Annotated in this window: 13 protein-coding genes; 8 read left to right on the top strand and 5 right to left on the bottom strand. The window is 68.0% G+C overall.

Annotated features, from left to right (window positions below; all coding sequences use genetic code 11):
* Positions 1 to 131: 131 nt before the first annotated feature.
* Positions 132 to 1,031: a LysR substrate-binding domain-containing protein gene (locus tag ABE434_RS03345; protein WP_346477820.1), complete on the bottom strand. Its 900-nt coding sequence runs from the start codon at positions 1,029 to 1,031 to the stop codon at positions 132 to 134.
* A 173-nt stretch (positions 1,032 to 1,204) separates the two neighbouring features.
* Here ABE434_RS03345 and ABE434_RS03340 point away from each other — a divergent pair, with 173 nt between their 5' ends.
* Both ABE434_RS03340 and ABE434_RS03335 read left to right on the top strand, forming a co-directional pair.
* Complete coding sequence (locus tag ABE434_RS03340; RefSeq protein WP_346477819.1) at positions 1,205 to 1,840, top strand: glutathione S-transferase family protein; 636 nt, start codon at positions 1,205 to 1,207, stop codon at positions 1,838 to 1,840.
* A 16-nt stretch (positions 1,841 to 1,856) separates the two neighbouring features.
* Positions 1,857 to 2,906 (top strand): LLM class oxidoreductase, encoded by a 1,050-nt coding sequence (locus ABE434_RS03335; protein WP_346477818.1) that lies wholly within the window; start codon positions 1,857 to 1,859, stop codon positions 2,904 to 2,906.
* Positions 2,907 to 2,921: 15 nt separating this feature from the next.
* On the opposite strand, the gene ABE434_RS03330 is transcribed toward ABE434_RS03335, so the two are convergent.
* Positions 2,922 to 3,851: a retropepsin-like aspartic protease gene (locus ABE434_RS03330; RefSeq protein ID WP_346477900.1), complete on the bottom strand. Its 930-nt coding sequence runs from the start codon at positions 3,849 to 3,851 to the stop codon at positions 2,922 to 2,924.
* Positions 3,852 to 3,954: 103 nt separating this feature from the next.
* On the opposite strand from ABE434_RS03330, the gene ABE434_RS03325 reads away from it, so the two are divergent.
* The 6 genes from ABE434_RS03325 to aroG all read left to right on the top strand — a co-directional run bounded on the left by ABE434_RS03325 (position 3,955) and on the right by aroG (position 9,005).
* Positions 3,955 to 4,662 (top strand): response regulator transcription factor, encoded by a 708-nt coding sequence (locus ABE434_RS03325; protein ID WP_346477817.1) that lies wholly within the window; start codon positions 3,955 to 3,957, stop codon positions 4,660 to 4,662.
* A gap of 32 nt (positions 4,663 to 4,694) precedes the next feature.
* On the top strand, positions 4,695 to 5,999 hold the full coding sequence (locus ABE434_RS03320) for an ATP-binding protein (protein WP_346477899.1): 1,305 nt from the start codon (positions 4,695 to 4,697) through the stop codon (positions 5,997 to 5,999).
* 68 nt (positions 6,000 to 6,067) lie between these two features.
* Positions 6,068 to 6,562 (top strand): MarR family transcriptional regulator, encoded by a 495-nt coding sequence (locus ABE434_RS03315; protein WP_346477816.1) that lies wholly within the window; start codon positions 6,068 to 6,070, stop codon positions 6,560 to 6,562.
* A complete protein-coding gene (locus ABE434_RS03310; RefSeq protein ID WP_346477815.1) occupies positions 6,559 to 7,299 on the top strand; it encodes a DNA alkylation repair protein in 741 nt (246 codons plus the stop codon). Before ABE434_RS03315 ends, ABE434_RS03310 begins: the two co-directional genes overlap by 4 nt.
* A gap of 14 nt (positions 7,300 to 7,313) precedes the next feature.
* On the top strand, positions 7,314 to 7,661 hold the full coding sequence (locus ABE434_RS03305) for a DUF6616 family protein (protein ID WP_346477814.1): 348 nt from the start codon (positions 7,314 to 7,316) through the stop codon (positions 7,659 to 7,661).
* 270 nt (positions 7,662 to 7,931) lie between these two features.
* Entirely contained in the window at positions 7,932 to 9,005 is a 1,074-nt protein-coding gene (gene aroG, locus ABE434_RS03300; RefSeq protein WP_346477813.1) for a 3-deoxy-7-phosphoheptulonate synthase AroG, read from the top strand.
* A gap of 128 nt (positions 9,006 to 9,133) precedes the next feature.
* On the opposite strand, the gene ABE434_RS03295 is transcribed toward aroG, so the two are convergent.
* From ABE434_RS03295 to ABE434_RS03285, 3 genes are read right to left on the bottom strand one after another with little or no spacing between them, the layout of a single operon-like run.
* Positions 9,134 to 12,199 (bottom strand): efflux RND transporter permease subunit, encoded by a 3,066-nt coding sequence (locus ABE434_RS03295; RefSeq protein WP_346477812.1) that lies wholly within the window; start codon positions 12,197 to 12,199, stop codon positions 9,134 to 9,136.
* Entirely contained in the window at positions 12,196 to 15,303 is a 3,108-nt protein-coding gene (locus tag ABE434_RS03290) for an MdtB/MuxB family multidrug efflux RND transporter permease subunit (RefSeq protein ID WP_346477811.1), read from the bottom strand. Before ABE434_RS03290 ends, ABE434_RS03295 begins: the two co-directional genes overlap by 4 nt.
* Complete coding sequence (locus ABE434_RS03285; RefSeq protein WP_346477810.1) at positions 15,300 to 16,460, bottom strand: MdtA/MuxA family multidrug efflux RND transporter periplasmic adaptor subunit; 1,161 nt, start codon at positions 16,458 to 16,460, stop codon at positions 15,300 to 15,302. The genes ABE434_RS03290 and ABE434_RS03285 overlap by 4 nt, the downstream gene beginning before the upstream one ends.
* Between the last annotated feature and the right edge of the window lie 211 nt (positions 16,461 to 16,671).

Below are 16,671 nucleotides of genomic sequence, written 5' to 3'. Positions count from 1 at the left end.
CGTCGCTTGCGACGGCCCGAAGGGTGCCCGCCCGAAGGGAGGGCATACCGTTGGTCGGTACCCGCCAAGCGCCAAAGCAGTACGAAAAACCCCGCCGTAAGGCGGGGTTTTTTTGTGCGTGCATCACGGGATCACAGCGCGCTGGTCGGCCCCTCGACTTCCTGCTGCAGCCAGCGCAGGAACGCCGCGATGGCCGGATTCTCTTCGGCCCAGGGCAGGGTGACAGCGTAGTACGCAAACCGCGTTGGCCACGGCTGATCCAGCACGACCGCCAGCCGCCCGCTGGCCACTTCGGATTCCACATACAGGTCACGCACCAGTGCGATGCCCTGGCCCGCTTCCGCGGCGCGGATCAGCAGCACGTCATCATCGAAGGCCGGACCACGCTCGATGCGTGGATCGGGCGGCAGGCCGAGCGCGCTGAACCACAGCGACCAGTCGCTGCGGTCCGAGTCCTGCAGCAGCGGGTACTGCAGGCAGTCCACGGCCGACCGGATCGGTGGGCCATCGGCAAGCAATGCCGGGCAGGCCACCGGCAACAGCACCGGCGCCGCGAGCGGGCGCGAGATCAGGCCGGGATACTCGCCGAGACCGTGGCGGATCGCGATGTCGATGCGGTCGCGACGCAGATCCGCCAGCGCCGACGACGCCTCCACGCGGACTTCGATCGCCGGGTGCTGTGCCGTGAAGCGCCCCAGCCGCGGCACCAGCCAGGAGGCGGCAAAGCTGGGCACGGTGCTGATCGTCAGTGTCTGCCGCGCGTGGATGGCATCCAGCATCGCCATGCTGTCCTGGATCTGATCGAACGCACGCAGCAGGGCAGGGTGCACCTGTGCGCCGGCCGGTGTGAGTGCGACGCCCTGCCGCGTGCGGGTGAACAGCTCAACGCCGGTGCGCGCCTGCAGCAGTTTGAGCTGCTGGCTGATCGCGCCCGGGGTCACGCCCATGACCGCGGCGGCGGCCTTGAGGCTGCCATGCCGTCCGGTTTCGACGAAAGCGCGGAGTGCGAGCAGGGGAAGAACGGCGCCCATGACCTTAGATTTTCTCTCTTGAGTGCGCAGGATAAATCGTTCTACAGCACGTGTTGGCGTGCGTAGCATCGTGATCATGTTGAACCGGTCGTGTTTAGTCCAGCTGCATCGGCAGAGCCCCGATGCCGCGACCACGTTCCTCCCGTCATCCATCGCCCGCCAAGGAGACCGCTGTGTCCCCCGCTTCGCTGCACCTGTACACCGACAGCTCGCCCAACGGCTTCAAGATCACCATCGCGCTGGAAGAACTCGGCATCCCTTACGTACTGCATCACGTGCGCATCGACGCCGATGAGCACCGCCATCCCGATTTTCTTCGGCTGCATCCGCACGGCCGCATTCCGGTGCTGGTCGACGAGGCAACGGATATCACGGTGTTCGAATCCGCCGCCATCCTGCTCTACCTGGCCGAGCAGAGCGGACGACTGTTGCCCCAGGCGCCCGGTGCGCGCTGGGAAGCGATCACCTGGTTGATGTTCCATGCCGCCAGCGTCGGTCCCATCCTGGGCCAGCGCGTGCACGCCGAGATCTTCGCCGAGGAGCGATATGCGCCTGCCATCGAACGTTATCGGCGCTTGAGCGCGGAGTTCTTCGCCACGCTGGACCAGCGCCTCACAGGCCGCACCTGGCTTGTAGGCGAGGAGTATTCCATCGCCGATATCGCCGGCTACGGATGGACCCACATCGCACAGCTCATCGGCGTCGACTTCAGCGCATACCCCCACCTGAGCGCGTGGCACGCGCGGATGTCGCAGCGGCCCGCGGTGCAGCGTGGCGTGCAGCTCCCCGAACCGGCCACCGGCCCCTGATCCAGGAATGACCACGATGAACCTGTTGACCGAAATCACGGCCACGCAGGCGCCGCTGACCGGTGCCTCCGCACCTGCCTTCGCCCGGCATGCCGGCTACCAGCGCATGTTCCGCGAAGGCGCACTGACGCTGGGCGTGTTCCTGCCGTTGCGCTTCTACCAGGGCGACATGCAGGTGCTGGCCGGCCAGGCCGATCTGGTCGCACAACTGGACCGCGACGGCTTCGCCGCGACCTGGGTACGTGACGTGCCGCTGTTCGATCCCCTGTTCGGCGACGCCGGGCAGGTGTTCGATCCCTTTACGTATCTGGCCTTCCTGGCCGCGCGCACGGAGCGACTGGCGCTGGCCACCGGCAGCGCGATCTTCCCGCTGCGGCACCCGATCGATCTGGCCAAGTCGGCCACCACCATCGACCAGCTGTCCGGTGGGCGGCTGGTGCTGGGCATCGCTTCCGGCGACCGCCCGGTGGAGTTCCCGGCGTACGGTCTGGAGCATGCCGGCCGCGGCCAGCGCTTCGCCGACTCGGTAGCGTACGTCAGGCAGTTGATGCAGGCCGGTCCGCTGCATATCGACTCGCCACTGGGCGCGCTGCAGGGTGTGGAGCTGTTGCCGAAGCCGGTGGCCGCTGCGATCCCGCTGCTGGTGACCGGCACCTCGCGGCAGACCTTGGACTGGGTGGGGCAGCACGCCGATGGCTGGCTCACCTATCCCGAGGCGACCCACCACGCAGGCGGGCCGCAGCGCCTGGCCGACAAGATCCGGGCGTGGCGCCGTCTGATCCCCGACGGTGGCTTCCGCCCGCACGTCACCAACGAGTGGCTGGATCTGGTCGAGGACCCGAACCATCCACGCACGCCGCTCAATGGCGGCTACACGTTGCAGACGGGGCGCAACGGGTTGATTGATCTGCTGGGCGAGTGGCAGCGCGCCGGCGTCAACCATGCTGCGCTGGGCATCCAGTTCTCACAGCGTCTGGCGGCCGAGGTGCTGCAGGAGCTGGCCGAGTACGTGCTGCCGCTGTTCCCCTCGCATGACGGACCCGTACCTGTGGGTGTCCGGTGGTAGTGAAGTGAGGGTGTCTCACTTTTCAGTTGGACGCTGAAGGCAAATGCGCGCTGCGCCTGCACTGATGTCCACTTGGCTGTCGAGCATCGCATCGGCGCCCAGGATCAGTGCCGGCTCGTCTTCCAACCCGATCGCCTTGAACACCGGCAGCGCACTGATCCGTACTTCGAACGCGGGGTGCTGCCACGTGCCGCCGCGCAATGCAGGCAGGGTATACAGCCAGCTTGGTTGAGGCTGTCCACCCAGGCCTTCCGTGCCCTTTTCGCGTGGTGTGACCCGGGGATCGCTGCCATCGGTACGCAGCCCCAACGCGCGTGCGGCGGCGGCATTGAGCACGGTCTGCGCTGCGCCGGTATCCACCACCGCGATGGCATCGATACCCGTGTCGCCCAACTGTGTGGTGATGAAGCCGAAGCCTTCCAGACCACGTCGTCGCGAAGGCAGTGCGTTGGCCTGGCAATGAGGCCCATCATCAAGCTGCCCCGCCGTCCACAACTGCAGCTCACTCGCGGCGAAATCCCACCGGGTGTCCCAGCGGCGCGTGAGGTCGTTGCCGAGGATGCCATCGACGGTGATCGCCTTGTCGGGATTGGAAAGGCGCGACAGGTCCGCGTGCATGCCGACGATCTTCAGCTTCACCGTGCCGATCGCCCAGTCGGTCTGCCGCATGCGGTTCGCCGTGGCGCTGCTGGAAGATGCGCCGCGGATCTGCCCGGTGGTCGCGTCGTCGGTATTGTCCAGGCCGTAACGACGGGCGATGCGGCTGTCCACCAGGGTGGCACCTGCTGCGCTGTCGACCACGAAGCGCAACGGCTCGGCCTGGCCATCCAGACGCACGGCGACGCTGGGGTGCATGGCCTGCATCCACATCGGCAGGACATGTTCGGGTGCTGGGGCCGGCACCCCGATCGTGGCGGCAAGCAATGGGAGCAGGGCAGGATGCATGGGAGAACGCCGTAGGGAGGAACGGCTATTGATCCTCGCCGTCGTATCGCGGGAATGTCCGCGTTGATACCGTCCGGATACAGACCTGCCCGATACTGCCCGCATGAACAGCAGCCCCGAGATCGTCGTGGTCGACGATGACACCAGCATCCGTGATGCACTCGCCGAGTGCCTGGAGCGGCATGGCTTCCGTGTGCGCGTGGCCGCCGATGCGGTGGCGCTGGACCGCCTGCTGCAGGTCCATCGGCCCGACGCGATCATCCTCGATTGGATGATGCCCGGTGAGGACGGTCTGTCGGTCTGCAGGCGGCTGCAGGCACGTGCGATTCCGATCCTGATGCTGTCGGCGATGGGTGCCACGCCCGACCGCGTCATCGGCCTGGAAATGGGCGCTGACGACTACCTTGCCAAGCCGTTCGACCCGCGCGAACTCATCGCGCGCGTCCGCGCGCTGCTGCGCAGGCAAGAGAAGCTGCGGGGGCAGGCTGTTGCCGAACTGCGTTTTGCCGGTTGGCGGCTGGTGCCGGAGCAACGCCGCCTGCTCGCGCCCGATGGCGCCGAGGTGGTGCTGAGCCGGGGCGAGTTCGCCCTGCTGCAGGCCTTGGCCGAGCGACCCGGCCGAGTGCTTGATCGCGAACGGTTGATGCAGCTCACGCGCGGCGATGCGCACGACAGTGTCGATCGCGCGGTGGATCTGGCGATCAGCCGCCTGCGCCGCAAGTTGGCCCGTGCAGCGGCTGGCGGTGACGCACTCGTGCAGACGCTGCGCGGCGAGGGCTACCGGTTCGATGCGACGGTGGAAGCGCTGTGACCCGGCACTGGTCCACCACCACCTGGATCGTGATGCTGGCCGTGAGCAGCCTGCTGTTGGTCACGCTGGTCAGCCTTGCGGTGATCGGCTGGATGCCCCGGCCTGCGCCGCCCCAGATGCGGCTGGATCATGCTGTGCAGGTGCTGCGCGGTGAACGGGCGCCGGCGGCCGAGGGCATGCGGGTGACGCTGCGGGATGCGCCGCCCAGCGGTCATGCCAGTCCCTGGTTGACACAGTTGACCGCCCACCAGCTGGCGCTGCCTGTCGAGCATGTCAGGCTGGTCTGGAAAGGAGCGGGCAATGCGCCGGATATCAAGGTGTACTCCCGTGGTACCCCGGTGGACGCGCTGGCCGATCCAGAGGTGCTGCGTGCGCAGGGGCTGGCACTGGCGGCCCTGCAATGGCCGCTGTTCGAGCTTGGCGTGCAGCGCGCCGATGGCCGCTGGCAGGTGCTGGCCAGCGACCAGGGCGACGTGGTCGCGTGGCGGCGCCAGGTGCTGTTGGCGCTGCTCGGCGGCACGCTCCTGTTGGCGCCCCTGACGGCATGGGCGGCGCTCAGGATCGGCCGCCCGCTACGCCGGCTGGCCGATGCCGGCGCTGCCGTGACATTGCAATCCAGCACGCCGCTGCCCGACGACGGCCCACGCGATGTCCAGATGTTGGCCAAGGCCATCAATGCCGGTCGTGAACGTCTCCGTGACCAGGCGCAGGACATGACGCGCATGCTGGCCGCGGTCGCGCACGATCTGCGCACGCCATTGACCGGGCTGCGCCTGCGCGCCGAGTTCGCACCGCCTGCGCAGTCGGCGCGGATGGTGGCCGATATCGAACGCATGAACGCGATGATCGAACAGGTACTCGACTACGCCCGTGGCGAACTGGAGCCCGCCTCGATGCTGTCGCTGGACATGGCGGCACTGCTGGACGAGTGCGTGCAGTCTGCGCGCCTGCGTGGTGTGGACATCCACAGTGGCCTGACCGGGCCTCTGCCATGGCACGGTGACGCCCTCCTGCTCAGGCGCGCACTGGACAACCTCATCGACAACGCCGCGCGCTACGCCGGCACGGTGGAAGTGGAGGTGCACAACACGGGCGACGCGCTGTGGCTGGAGGTCGCCGACCGCGGGCCGGGTATCCCCGATGGCGAGAAAGCCCGGTTGCTGCAGCCTTTCCAGCGGCATGAAAGCTCGCGCAATCGCGCCACCGGCGGCACCGGTCTCGGGCTGGCGGTGGTCCAGGGCGCGGTTCGCCAGCACGGAGGTCAGCTCTGGCTGCTGGACAGGCCGGGCGGCGGGTTGGTCGTGCGGATGCAGCTGCCGGTGAAGTCGCCGCAGTAGGCATCGGTCTTCCTCCATGCGCTGGATGACGATATAGTTAGCCGCCGTACTATGTTGGATCCGCCTGCATGCTGGAAATCAAACACCAGGCTTTCCTGACCGAACTGGAGCGACGTGGCCAGCCGGACGCGGGTGAGTTGGCGTTGTGTTTCCAGGTGCTGTCGCTGGCCAGCGCGATCGATCAGGATTGCGCGAGTCGCCTTGCCCCGCTCGGCCTGAGCGAAGGACGTTTCGTGCTGCTGTTCCTGCTGCGTGGCGCCGACACCGCGCTCTCGCCCCACCAGTTGGCCGAGCGTGCCGGGGTGACCCGCGCCACCATCACCGGCCTGCTCGATGGGCTGGAGCGCGAGCAGCTGGTGAGCCGTCACAGTGATCCGGAGGACAAGCGGCGCATCCATGTGCAGTTGACCGCGGCAGGCCAGACCCTGGCCGCGCAGCTCTTCGACCAGCAGACGCACTGGATCGCCTCGCTGTTCGCCGACATCAGCCCCAGCGAGCGCCGCACGCTCGGCACGCTGCTGCAACGCGTGTGGTCGCGCACCGACGCGGGGCGCGCCGTATGAAACAACCCATCACCCGCGAGCGACGCGGGCAGCTGGATCGTGGTGAAACCGAAGCCACCCATCTGGCCGAAGTGCTGGCAGTGGACTTCGCCAAGCTCATGGCCAATGTCGCGCCCGGTCTGCCAGCCTCGGCGATCACCCCGATGCGCAACGCGGCCAAGCGCGGCATCACGCTGCGCATGCAGGGGGCCGCGACCCTGCTGCGCGTGCACGGACACGGTGACCACGCGCCGTGGTCGCGGCACACCAGCGACACCGTGCGTGGCTGGGCCTGCTATCTGATCGGCAGCGATCCCGCCTTGTCGCTGGAGCGCAAGTTGGATGCGCTGCGCCCGCTGGCCGATGACGCGCACTTCGGCGTGCGTGAGTGGGCGTGGCTGGCGGTACGTCCGCATGTGGTGGCCGAGCCGCTGCGCGTGCTGTCGCACCTGCACGACTGGACCACCGACGCCTCACCCAATGTGCGCCGGTTCGCCTGCGAAGCGCTGCGCCCGCGTGGCGTATGGGCGGCCCATATCACCCTCTTCAAACACGAGCCGCAGCACGCGCGGTCGCTGCTGCAGGCGCTGTGCCGTGATGCGTCGCGCTATGTGCAGGATTCGGTGGGCAACTGGCTCAACGACGCCGGCAAGACCCAGCCGGACTGGGTCCGTGCGCTGTGCGGCGAATGGCAGCAACAGCACGCCGACGATCCGGCCAACACCTACATCCGCAAGCGCGCGCTGCGCTCGCTCTGACCTCAAGGAATGCCATGTCGCACATGTTGATCGAGCTGTACACCGCCACCCCTGCCTGGACCGCGCTGGATCCGGTATCGCGCGGCGCGTTCTTCGCCCGCATCGGGGCCGGCATGCAGCACGTGGATCCGGCCCGGATCACCCCGGTGGCGATGGGCCGCATCGAACAGGACGTGCCGCACACCACGGCCGAGCAGTTCTATGCGGTGTGGCAGTGCGCCGAGCGGCTGGATGCCGATGCCCTGCTGGCGGCGATCGGCGCCACTGGCTGGCATGAGTATTTCACCACCACCCATGCGTTGGGTGCCGCAGGCAACCTGCAGCAGCACCTGGCCGAGCTGGCGGCGCTGCCGCGCGGGTGATCGGGCGCTGGGGCGGATGATGGCTGAACGCTCATCGCAGTTGCGAATGAAACAGTTGGCACCTCCAAACCCCTGTGTTATCAATACTCCCCAATGAACGCACGCCCCGCCAATTCCTACTTTTGGTATTACTTTCCGAAGCCACCGGCGGAGGAAGGCATGCGCTCACCCTGAAGAAACCTTCAGACGCATTCCCGAAAGCCGCCAGCGCACCTGGCGGCTTTTTTGTTGCCGCCGCGCTGGGGACCCCCACTTCCAAGGAGTTACCCCATGCCCCCCCATACCGACGACCTGCGCATCCGCAAAATCGAACCGTTGACCCCGCCGGCACAGCTGCTGGCGATGCTGCCCTGCGACGATGAAGCCTCCGATACGGTCAGCGCCTCGCGCGCGGCCCTGCACGAGATCCTGCACGGCCGTGATGATCGCCTCGCGGTAGTGATCGGCCCGTGCTCGATCCATGACCCGGTGGCCGCCATCGAATACGCACAGCGCCTCAAGCCGCTGCGCGATGCCTACGCCGACGAGCTGGAAATCGTCATGCGCGTGTACTTCGAGAAGCCCCGCACCACGGTCGGCTGGAAGGGCCTGATCAACGATCCGGACCTGGACGGCAGCTTCAACATCAACAAGGGCCTGCGCGTGGCGCGCGGTCTGCTGCGCGACATCAACAAGCTCGGCCTGCCGGCCGGCGTTGAATTCCTCGACGTGATCTCGCCGCAGTACATCGCCGACCTGGTCGCCTGGGGCGCGATCGGCGCGCGGACCACCGAAAGCCAGGTGCATCGCGAACTGGCTTCGGGGCTGTCCTGCCCGGTGGGGTTCAAGAACGGTACCGACGGCAACATCAAGATCGCTGCCGATGCGATTGGTGCGGCCTCCAATCCGCATCACTTCCTGTCGGTGACCAAGGAAGGCGGCACCGCCATCGTCGCCACCGCCGGCAACCCGGACTGCCACGTGATCCTGCGCGGCGGCAAGACGCCGAACTACGCTGCCGACCACGTTGAAGCGACCAGCCAGACCCTGGCCAGGTCGCACCTGGCCGCGCGCATCATGATCGATGCCAGCCACGCCAACAGCAGCAAGAATCCGGAGAACCAGCCGAAGGTCATCGCGGACATCAACGCCCAGCTGGCCAATGGCGAAGAGCGCGTCGTCGGTGTCATGGTGGAGAGCCATCTGGTGGCCGGCCGGCAGGACCTGGTCGACGGCCAGCCGCTGACCTACGGGCAGAGCATCACCGATGGCTGCATCGGCTGGGACAGCTCGCTGGCGGTGCTGGAAAGCCTGGCCGAGGCAGTGCGTGCGCGGCGGGCGGTGCGGATCAGCGAAGCGGCATAAGCGTGCGTTGATCCGGGGCAGAGCCACCCATGGGTGGCTGCGTACAGCGCCGCGGCGCTTCATGCAGATCATGCAGAAGCAGCCACGCATGGCGTGGCTCTACCCCTGGGGTGTCCCGCGTTCGATGATCACGCGGCACGCCTCAGCTTCGCCAACGCCAGATAGATCGCCGGCGTGGTGTACAGGGTCAGCCACTGGCTGACCAGCAGGCCGCCGACAATCGCGATGCCCAACGGCTGACGCATCTCCCAACCCTCACCGGTCGCCAGCATCAGCGGCAACGTGCCCAGCAGGGCCGCCACGCTGGTCATCAGGATCGGGCGGAACCGCAGCCGTGCCGCCTCGCAGATCGCGTCGTATGACGACAAGCCACGCTCGCGCTCGGCCGACAGTGCGAAGTCGATGATCAGGATGGTGTTCTTCATCACCACGCCCACCAGCAGGAACAGGCCGAGCAGCGAGATCAGGTTCAACTCGTTGCCGAACGCCATCAGCGCCAGCAATGCGCCCACGCCCGCCGAGGGCAGGGTGGAGAGGATCGCGAGTGGCTGCACGAAGCTCTCGTACAGCACGCCCAGCACCAGATACACCGCCAGCATCGCGCCGAGGATCAGCCACAGCTGGCGCTCGCGCAGCTTCTCGAAACCACCGGCCTCGCCACTGAGCCGCGCCTGCACATGGGTGGGCAGCATGATCCTGCCCATGGCCTGGTCCACCGCTTTCACCGCCTGGTCGAGGGTGACGCCGGGCGCCAGCGCGAACTCGATCCAGACCGAGGCGAACTGCTGGCTGTGATAGATCCGGTCCGGCGCCATGCCGTACGCCCACCGCGCGATGGACGACAGCGGCAGGCGCTGGCCGTCCTTGCCGATCACATGGATCTGCTCCAGCGTGGAGGGATCCTGGGTGTAGCGCGGGTCCAGCTCCATCACCACGCGGTACTGGTTGAGGGTGTCGTACAGCGTGGCGACCTGGCGCTGGCTGAAGGCGTTGTTGAGCACCGAGGCGATCATGCGCATGTCCACGCCCAGGCGGGCCGCGGCATCGCGGTCGATGTCGAGCACCACCTGGCGCATGCCTTCATCGCCCTTGGATTCCACATCGACCAGCTCGGGCAGGGCGCGCAGTGCATCGGCCACCCTGGGCGTCCATTGCCTGAGCGGCTCCAGTTCGCCGGAGAGCAGCTGGAACTCGTACTGGCCGCTGTCGCCGCTGCCTTCCAGCTTGATGTCCTGGTCCACCCACAGGAACATGCCGCCGCCCGGAATCTTCGGCATGTTGACGCGCAGGCGGTCGATCACCTGCTGGCTGGAGACCTTGCGCTCGGCCAGCGGCTTCATCTTGATCATGATGAAGGCGTTGTTGACCCCGCTGCGGCCGCCGATGTACCCGATGATGTCGCTGATCGCCGGGTCCGCCAGCAGCAGTTTGCGGTAGGCCTCGATCTTGGGCTGCATGACCTGGAACGAGAGGCCGTCGTCGCCGCGCGCGAAGCCACGCAGCTGGGCAGTGTCCTGCTTGGGCACGATGCCCTTGGGCACCTGCTGGAACAGCCACACGTTCAACGCGATCACGCCGGCGAACAGCAGCAGCGGCAGCGCGAGCCAGCGCAGCATCGTCTGCAGGCTGCCCACGTAGGCGCCGCGCAGGCGCTCGAACAGCGCGGTGCCTGCGCGCTGCAGTCCATTGCCGGGGCCGGGCCGTGCCTGACCGAGCAGGCGCGCGCACAGCATCGGGGTCAGGCTGAGCGAGACCAGCAGCGAGACGCCCATCGCTGCCACCAGGGTCAGCGAGAACTCGCGGAACAGCTTCTCGACGAAGTCATCCAGGAACAGGATCGAGATGAACACCACGGCCAGCGCGATGTTCATCGACAGCAGCGTGGCACCGACTTCACCCGCGCCGCGCAGCGCGGCGGTCATCGGCGAGGTGCCTTCCTCGCGATGGCGGGCGATGTTCTCCAGCACCACGATCGCATCGTCGACCACCAGCACCGCCGCCACGATCAGGGCCATCAGTGAGAGCGTGTTGAGCGAGAACCCGAGCAGGGCGATGATCGCCAGCGCGCCCAGCAGCGAGACCGGGATCGCCACGGTCGGCACCAGCGCTGCGCGCCAGTGGCCGAGGAAGGCCAGCACCACCAGCACCACGAGGGCGATCGCCAGCAGCAGGGTCAGTTCGGCCTCGCGCAGGGTGGCGCGGATCACCGGCGAGCGGTCCATCACCACCTGCATGTCGATGTTGGCCGGCAGCAGCGCCTGCAGCGTGTCCATCTGCGCCTGGATGGCGTCGACGGTCTCGATGATGTTGGCGTCCGGCTGGCGGCTGACGATCAGCAGCACCGCCGGGCGCTCGTTGTGGAAGCCGCTGGCGTAGCGGTCCTCGACCCCTTCGCTGATCCCGGCCACGTCCTCCAGGTAGACCGGGCGGCCATCGCGCATCGCCACGATCAGGCGGCGGTACTCGGCGGCGGTGCGCAGCTGCAGCGTGGCTTCCAGTTGCCACTGCCGGGCCTGGCTGGCCACCGTCCCCAGCGGCTTGAGCGCGTTGGCATTGCGGATCGCCGCGGCGATGTCGTCCAGCGCGATGCGATGGTGGTTCAGTGCATTGGGATCCAGCGACACGCGCACCGCCGGCAGCGAACTGCCGCCCACCTGCACCTCGCCGACGCCGGGAATCTGCGCCAGTTTCTGCGCGATCACGGTGGAGGCCACGTCGTAGATCTGCCCCGGCGAGAGGCTGTCCGAGCTCAACGCCAGCGCCATGATCGGCGCCTGCGAGGGATTCACCTTGCGGTACTGCGGCATGCCGGGCATGCCGCTGGGCAGCTGCGCGCGCGCCGCGTTGATCGCCGCCTGCACGTCGCGCGCGGCATCGTCCACGTTGCGGCCGAGCGCGAACTTCAATTCGACCTGGGTCGAGCCCTGGGTGCTGGCGGAGTCGATCCCGGTCAGCCCCGGGATGGTGCCCAAAGCACGTTCCAGCGGCGTGGCGACGTTGGCCGCCATCGATTCGGGGCTCGCGCCGGGCAGGCTGGCACTGACGTTGATCGCCGGGTAGTCGACCTGCGGCAGCGGCGCGACCGGCAGCAGGCGCAGCCCGAGCAGGCCGGCCAGCACCACCGCCACCGCCAGCAGCACGGTGGCGACCGGATGCTGGACGAACCAGCCGATCGCCCGCGACAGCGGACTCACGCCAGCGCCTCGCCAGCCTCGTCGGTCACCGGCGCGGGGCGCTGGCGGAAGCGGTCGAAGAACAGATAGATCACCGGCGTGGTGAACAGGGTCAGCACCTGGCTGACGATCAGCCCGCCGACCATGACCAGGCCCAGCGGCTGGCGCAGCTCCGCACCCGAGCCACTGGCGAACATCAGCGGGATCGCGCCGAACAACGCGGCCAGCGTGGTCATCAGGATCGGGCGGAAGCGCAGCAACGCGGCCTGATGGATGGCCTGACGCGGCGCCATGCCGTGCTCGCGCTCGGCCTCCAGCGCGAAGTCGATCATCATGATCGCGTTCTTCTTGACCAGCCCGATCAGCAGCACGATGCCGATCACCGCGATCAGGTCCAGGCTGCGCCCGCTGACCAGCAGGGCAAGCAACGCCCCCACCGTGGCCGAGGGCAGGGTGGAGAGGATGGTGATCGGGTGGATGAAGCTCTCATAGAGCACGCCCAGCACCAGGTACATCACCACCACCGCCGCCAGCACCAGCCACAAGGTGCTCGACAGCGACGCGCGGAACGCATCGGCCGCACCCTGCAGGCGCAGCTCCACGCTGGTCGGCAGTCCGATCGCCGCGCGTGCGCCCTCGATCGCCTCCACCGCTTCGCCCAGCGACGTCTCCTGGGCGAGATTGAACGAGAACGTCACCGCCGGGAACTGGCCGACGTGGTTGATCAGCAGCTGCGCGGGGCGCTGCTCGATCCGCGCGATGCCGCCCAGCGGCACCTGCCGCCCGTCCGGCCCGGTGACATGCAGGCGCGCGATCGCATCCGGGCCGAAGGCCACGTCCGGGCGCGCTTCCAGCACCACGCGGTACTGGTTGGCCTGGGTGAAGATGGTCGAGATCTGGCGCTGCCCGAACGCGTCGTACAGTGCGTCGGCGATGGTCTCCACGCTGATCCCCAGGCGCGCGGCAGCCACGCGGTCGATCACCACGTGCGCCTGCAGACCCTGGTTCTGCAGATCGCTGGCGACGTCGGCCAACGCCGGTGCCTCCTGCAGATGCGCGAGCAGGCGCGGTGTCCAGGTTTCCAGCTGCGCGATGTCCGGGCTGGTCAGGGTGAACTGGTACTGGGTCCGGCTGATCCGGTCCTCGATGCCCAGCTCCTGTACCGGCTGCAGGTACAGCTTGATGCCCGGCACGTGTGCCACGCGCTGCTGCAGCCGCGCGATGATCGCCTGCGCATCGGCGTCGCGCTGCGCGTGCGGTTTCAATTCGATCAGCAGGCGCCCGCTGTTGAGCGTTGCGTTGTTGCCATCCACGCCGATGAACGAGGACAGGCTGGCCACGTCCTCGTCGTCCAGCAACGCCGCCGACAGTGCCTGCTGGCGCTGCGACATCGCCTGGAAGGAGATCGACTGCGGTGCCTCGCTGATGCCCTGGATCAGCCCGGCATCCTGCACCGGGAAGAAACCCTTGGGCACCCACACGTACAACAGTGCTGTCAGCACCAGCGTGGCCACGGTCGCGGCCAGCATCAGCGGCTGGCGCTGCAGCACCCAGTGCAGCTGGCGGTCGTAGACCGCCACGACGCGGTCGAAGGGATCGCCCTGCTGCGCCGATTCGTGCCCGTCGGCATCGCGACGGGTGGCATGCCCGGCCTTGAGCAGGCGCGCGCACATCATCGGCGTCAGCGTCAGCGAGACCAGCAACGAGATGCCGATCGCCACCGCCAAGGTGATCGCGAACTCATGGAACAGCTTGCCGACCACGTCGGCCATGAACAGCAGCGGGATCAACACCGCGATCAGCGACAGGGTCAGCGAGATCAGGGTGAAGCCGATCTGCCTGGCGCCCTTGAGCGCCGCCTGCATCGGCGTGGCGCCGCGCTCCAGGTGGCGGGCGATGTTCTCCAGCATCACGATCGCATCGTCCACCACGAAACCGGTGGCGATGGTCAGCGCCATCAGGGTGAGGTTGTTGAGCGAGAAGCCGGCCAGCAGCATCACCCCGAACGTGCCGACCAGCGACAGCGGTACCGCGATGCTGGGAATGATCGTGGCCGGGATGTTGCGCAGGAACACGAAGGTGACCATCACCACCAGTGCGATCGCGATCAGCAGCTCGTGCTGCACGCCGCGGATCGAGGCGCGGATCGATTCGGTGCGATCGCTCAGGATGGCCACATCCACACCGGCCGGCAGCGAGGCCTGCAGCTGCGGCAGCAGCGCACGCACCTGGTCGACCACGGCGATCACGTTCGCGCCGGGCTGGCGCTGGATGTTGATCAGCACGGCCGGGGTGGTGCCCGACCACGCGGCCAGCTGGCGGTTCTCGGCGCCGTCCTCGATGGTGGCGACGTCGCCCAGGCGCAGCGGTGCGCCGTCCTTCCAGGCCAGGATCAGGGCACGGTACTCGGCCACCGAGCGCATCTGGTCGTTGGCATCGAGCATGATCGCGCGGGTCGGACCGTCGAAGCTGCCCTTGGGCATGTTGACGTTGGCCGTGCCGATCGCGGTGCGGATGCTGGCCATGCTCAGGCCGTTGGCGGCCAGCGCGGACGGATTGACCTGGATGCGGACCGCCGGACGCTGACCGCCGGCCAGGCTGACCAGGCCGACGCCGGGCAGCTGCGAGAGCCGCTGCGCCATGCGCGTATCGACCAGATCGTGCACCTGTGGCAGCGAGAGCCCCTGCGAGGTCACCGCCAGGGTCAGGATCGGGGTGTCGGCGGGATTGACCTTGCGATACACCGGTGGCACTGGCAGATCGTCAGGCAGGAAGCTGTCGGCGGCGTTGATCGCGGCCTGCACTTCCTGTTCGGCCACGCCGAGCGCGACCTCCAGCGAGAACTGCAGGGTGATCACCGACGCCCCGCCGGAGCTGGTCGAGGACATCTGTTTCAGGCCGGGAATCTGCCCGAGCTGGCGTTCCAGCGGCGCAGTGACCGCGCTGGTGGTGACCTCCGGGCTGGCGCCGGGATACAGCGTGGTGATCTGGATGATCGGGTAATCGACCTGCGGCAGCGCCGCGACCGGCAGCAGGCGGTAGGCCATCACGCCGGACAGCAGCAGCGCCACCATCAGCAGCGTGGTCGCGACCGGGCGCTCGATGAAGGGACGCGAGAGGTTCATGCGCCGGTCCGCGGCGGGTCCTGCTCCACCACCTCGACCTTGGCGCCATCGCGCAGGCCGTCGATGCCTTCCACCACCACGCGCTCGCCGGCTTTGAGTCCTTCGCGCACCGAGACGCGCTCGCCATCGGCCGGGCCGAGCACCACGTTGCGCAGGTGCGAGGTGGCATCGGCGGCGATCACGTAGACGTAGCTGCCCTTGCTGCCGAACTGCACGGCCGCGTTCGGAATGACCACCGCATCGCTGCTGCTGACCTGCAGGCGCACGTTGACGAACTGGTTGGGGAACAGCGACTCATCGGCATTGGCGAACTGCGCGCGCAGCTTCAGCGTGCCGGTGGCGGTGTCGATGCGGTTGTCCAGGCTGGAGAGCACGCCGTCGCCGAGCGCGGTGCGCTCTTCGCGGTCCCAGGCTTCCACGGTCAGCTGCGGATTCGCGCGTGCCGCGGCGACCACCGCCGGCAGGTCCGACTCGGGCACGGTGAACAGCACGCTGATCGGGATGGTCTGGGTGATGGTGGCCAGTGGTTCGGTATCGCCATTGCGGACCAGGTTGCCGACGTCCACGTTGCGCAGGCCCATGCGCCCGGCCACCGGCGCGGTGATGCGGGTGTACTGCAGTTGCAGGCGCGCTTCATCCACGGCCGCCTGGTCGGTCTGGCGACGGCCCTGCAATTGGCGCACCTTGCTCTGCTGATCACTCAGGTCCTGCGCGGAGACGAAGTGTTTGCTCTGCAGTTCCGTGAAGCGCTTGAGCTGGCTCTCGGCGTTGTCGAGCTCGGCCAGGTTCTGCTGCTGGGTGCCCAGCGCACGCGACAGCTGTACCTGGAACGGGCGCGGATCGATCTCGGCCAGCAGCTCGCCGGCCTTGACGTGCTGGCCCTCGGAGAACGCCAGCCGCAGCAGCTCGCCATCCACGCGGCTGCGGATGCCCACCGTATGCAGCGGCGTCACCGTACCGAGCGCCTTCAGGCGCACCACGAGGTCTTCCTGCGTTGCGGTGGCCACGCGTACCGGGGTGGCGGTGCTCGCAGGCGCGGCCTCGGCGGTCGGCGCGGGCGACAACACCCGCCAGGCGATCACGGCGGCGGCCAGTACGGCCACGACCAACAGCGGTTTGAACAGACGACGGGAACGCGAGGGGAGCGGGGCAGACATGGGGCATCCTGCGCGTACGCCACACGGCGAACGCGTCCATGGTTTACCGGCCCGTGGGGGCAGGCGGGGCGAAGTGGGGTTGTCTGGCGGGGCCGCTGGTCGAATGCCGCAGCGTGGCTGGATACCGACCCGGGAGGGGCGGGGGCGTCATGGTACCGCGTGTGGGTGCCTGCACTCACATGCCCTTGGTCATGGGGCGGGGCAGGGCCCG

The sequence above is a fragment of the Stenotrophomonas sp. TWI1183 genome (assembly GCF_039673115.1).
GTDB classification, from domain to species: Bacteria; Pseudomonadota; Gammaproteobacteria; order Xanthomonadales; family Xanthomonadaceae; genus Stenotrophomonas; species Stenotrophomonas maltophilia_AA.
This window is presented reverse-complemented; position numbering and strand designations above follow the sequence as displayed.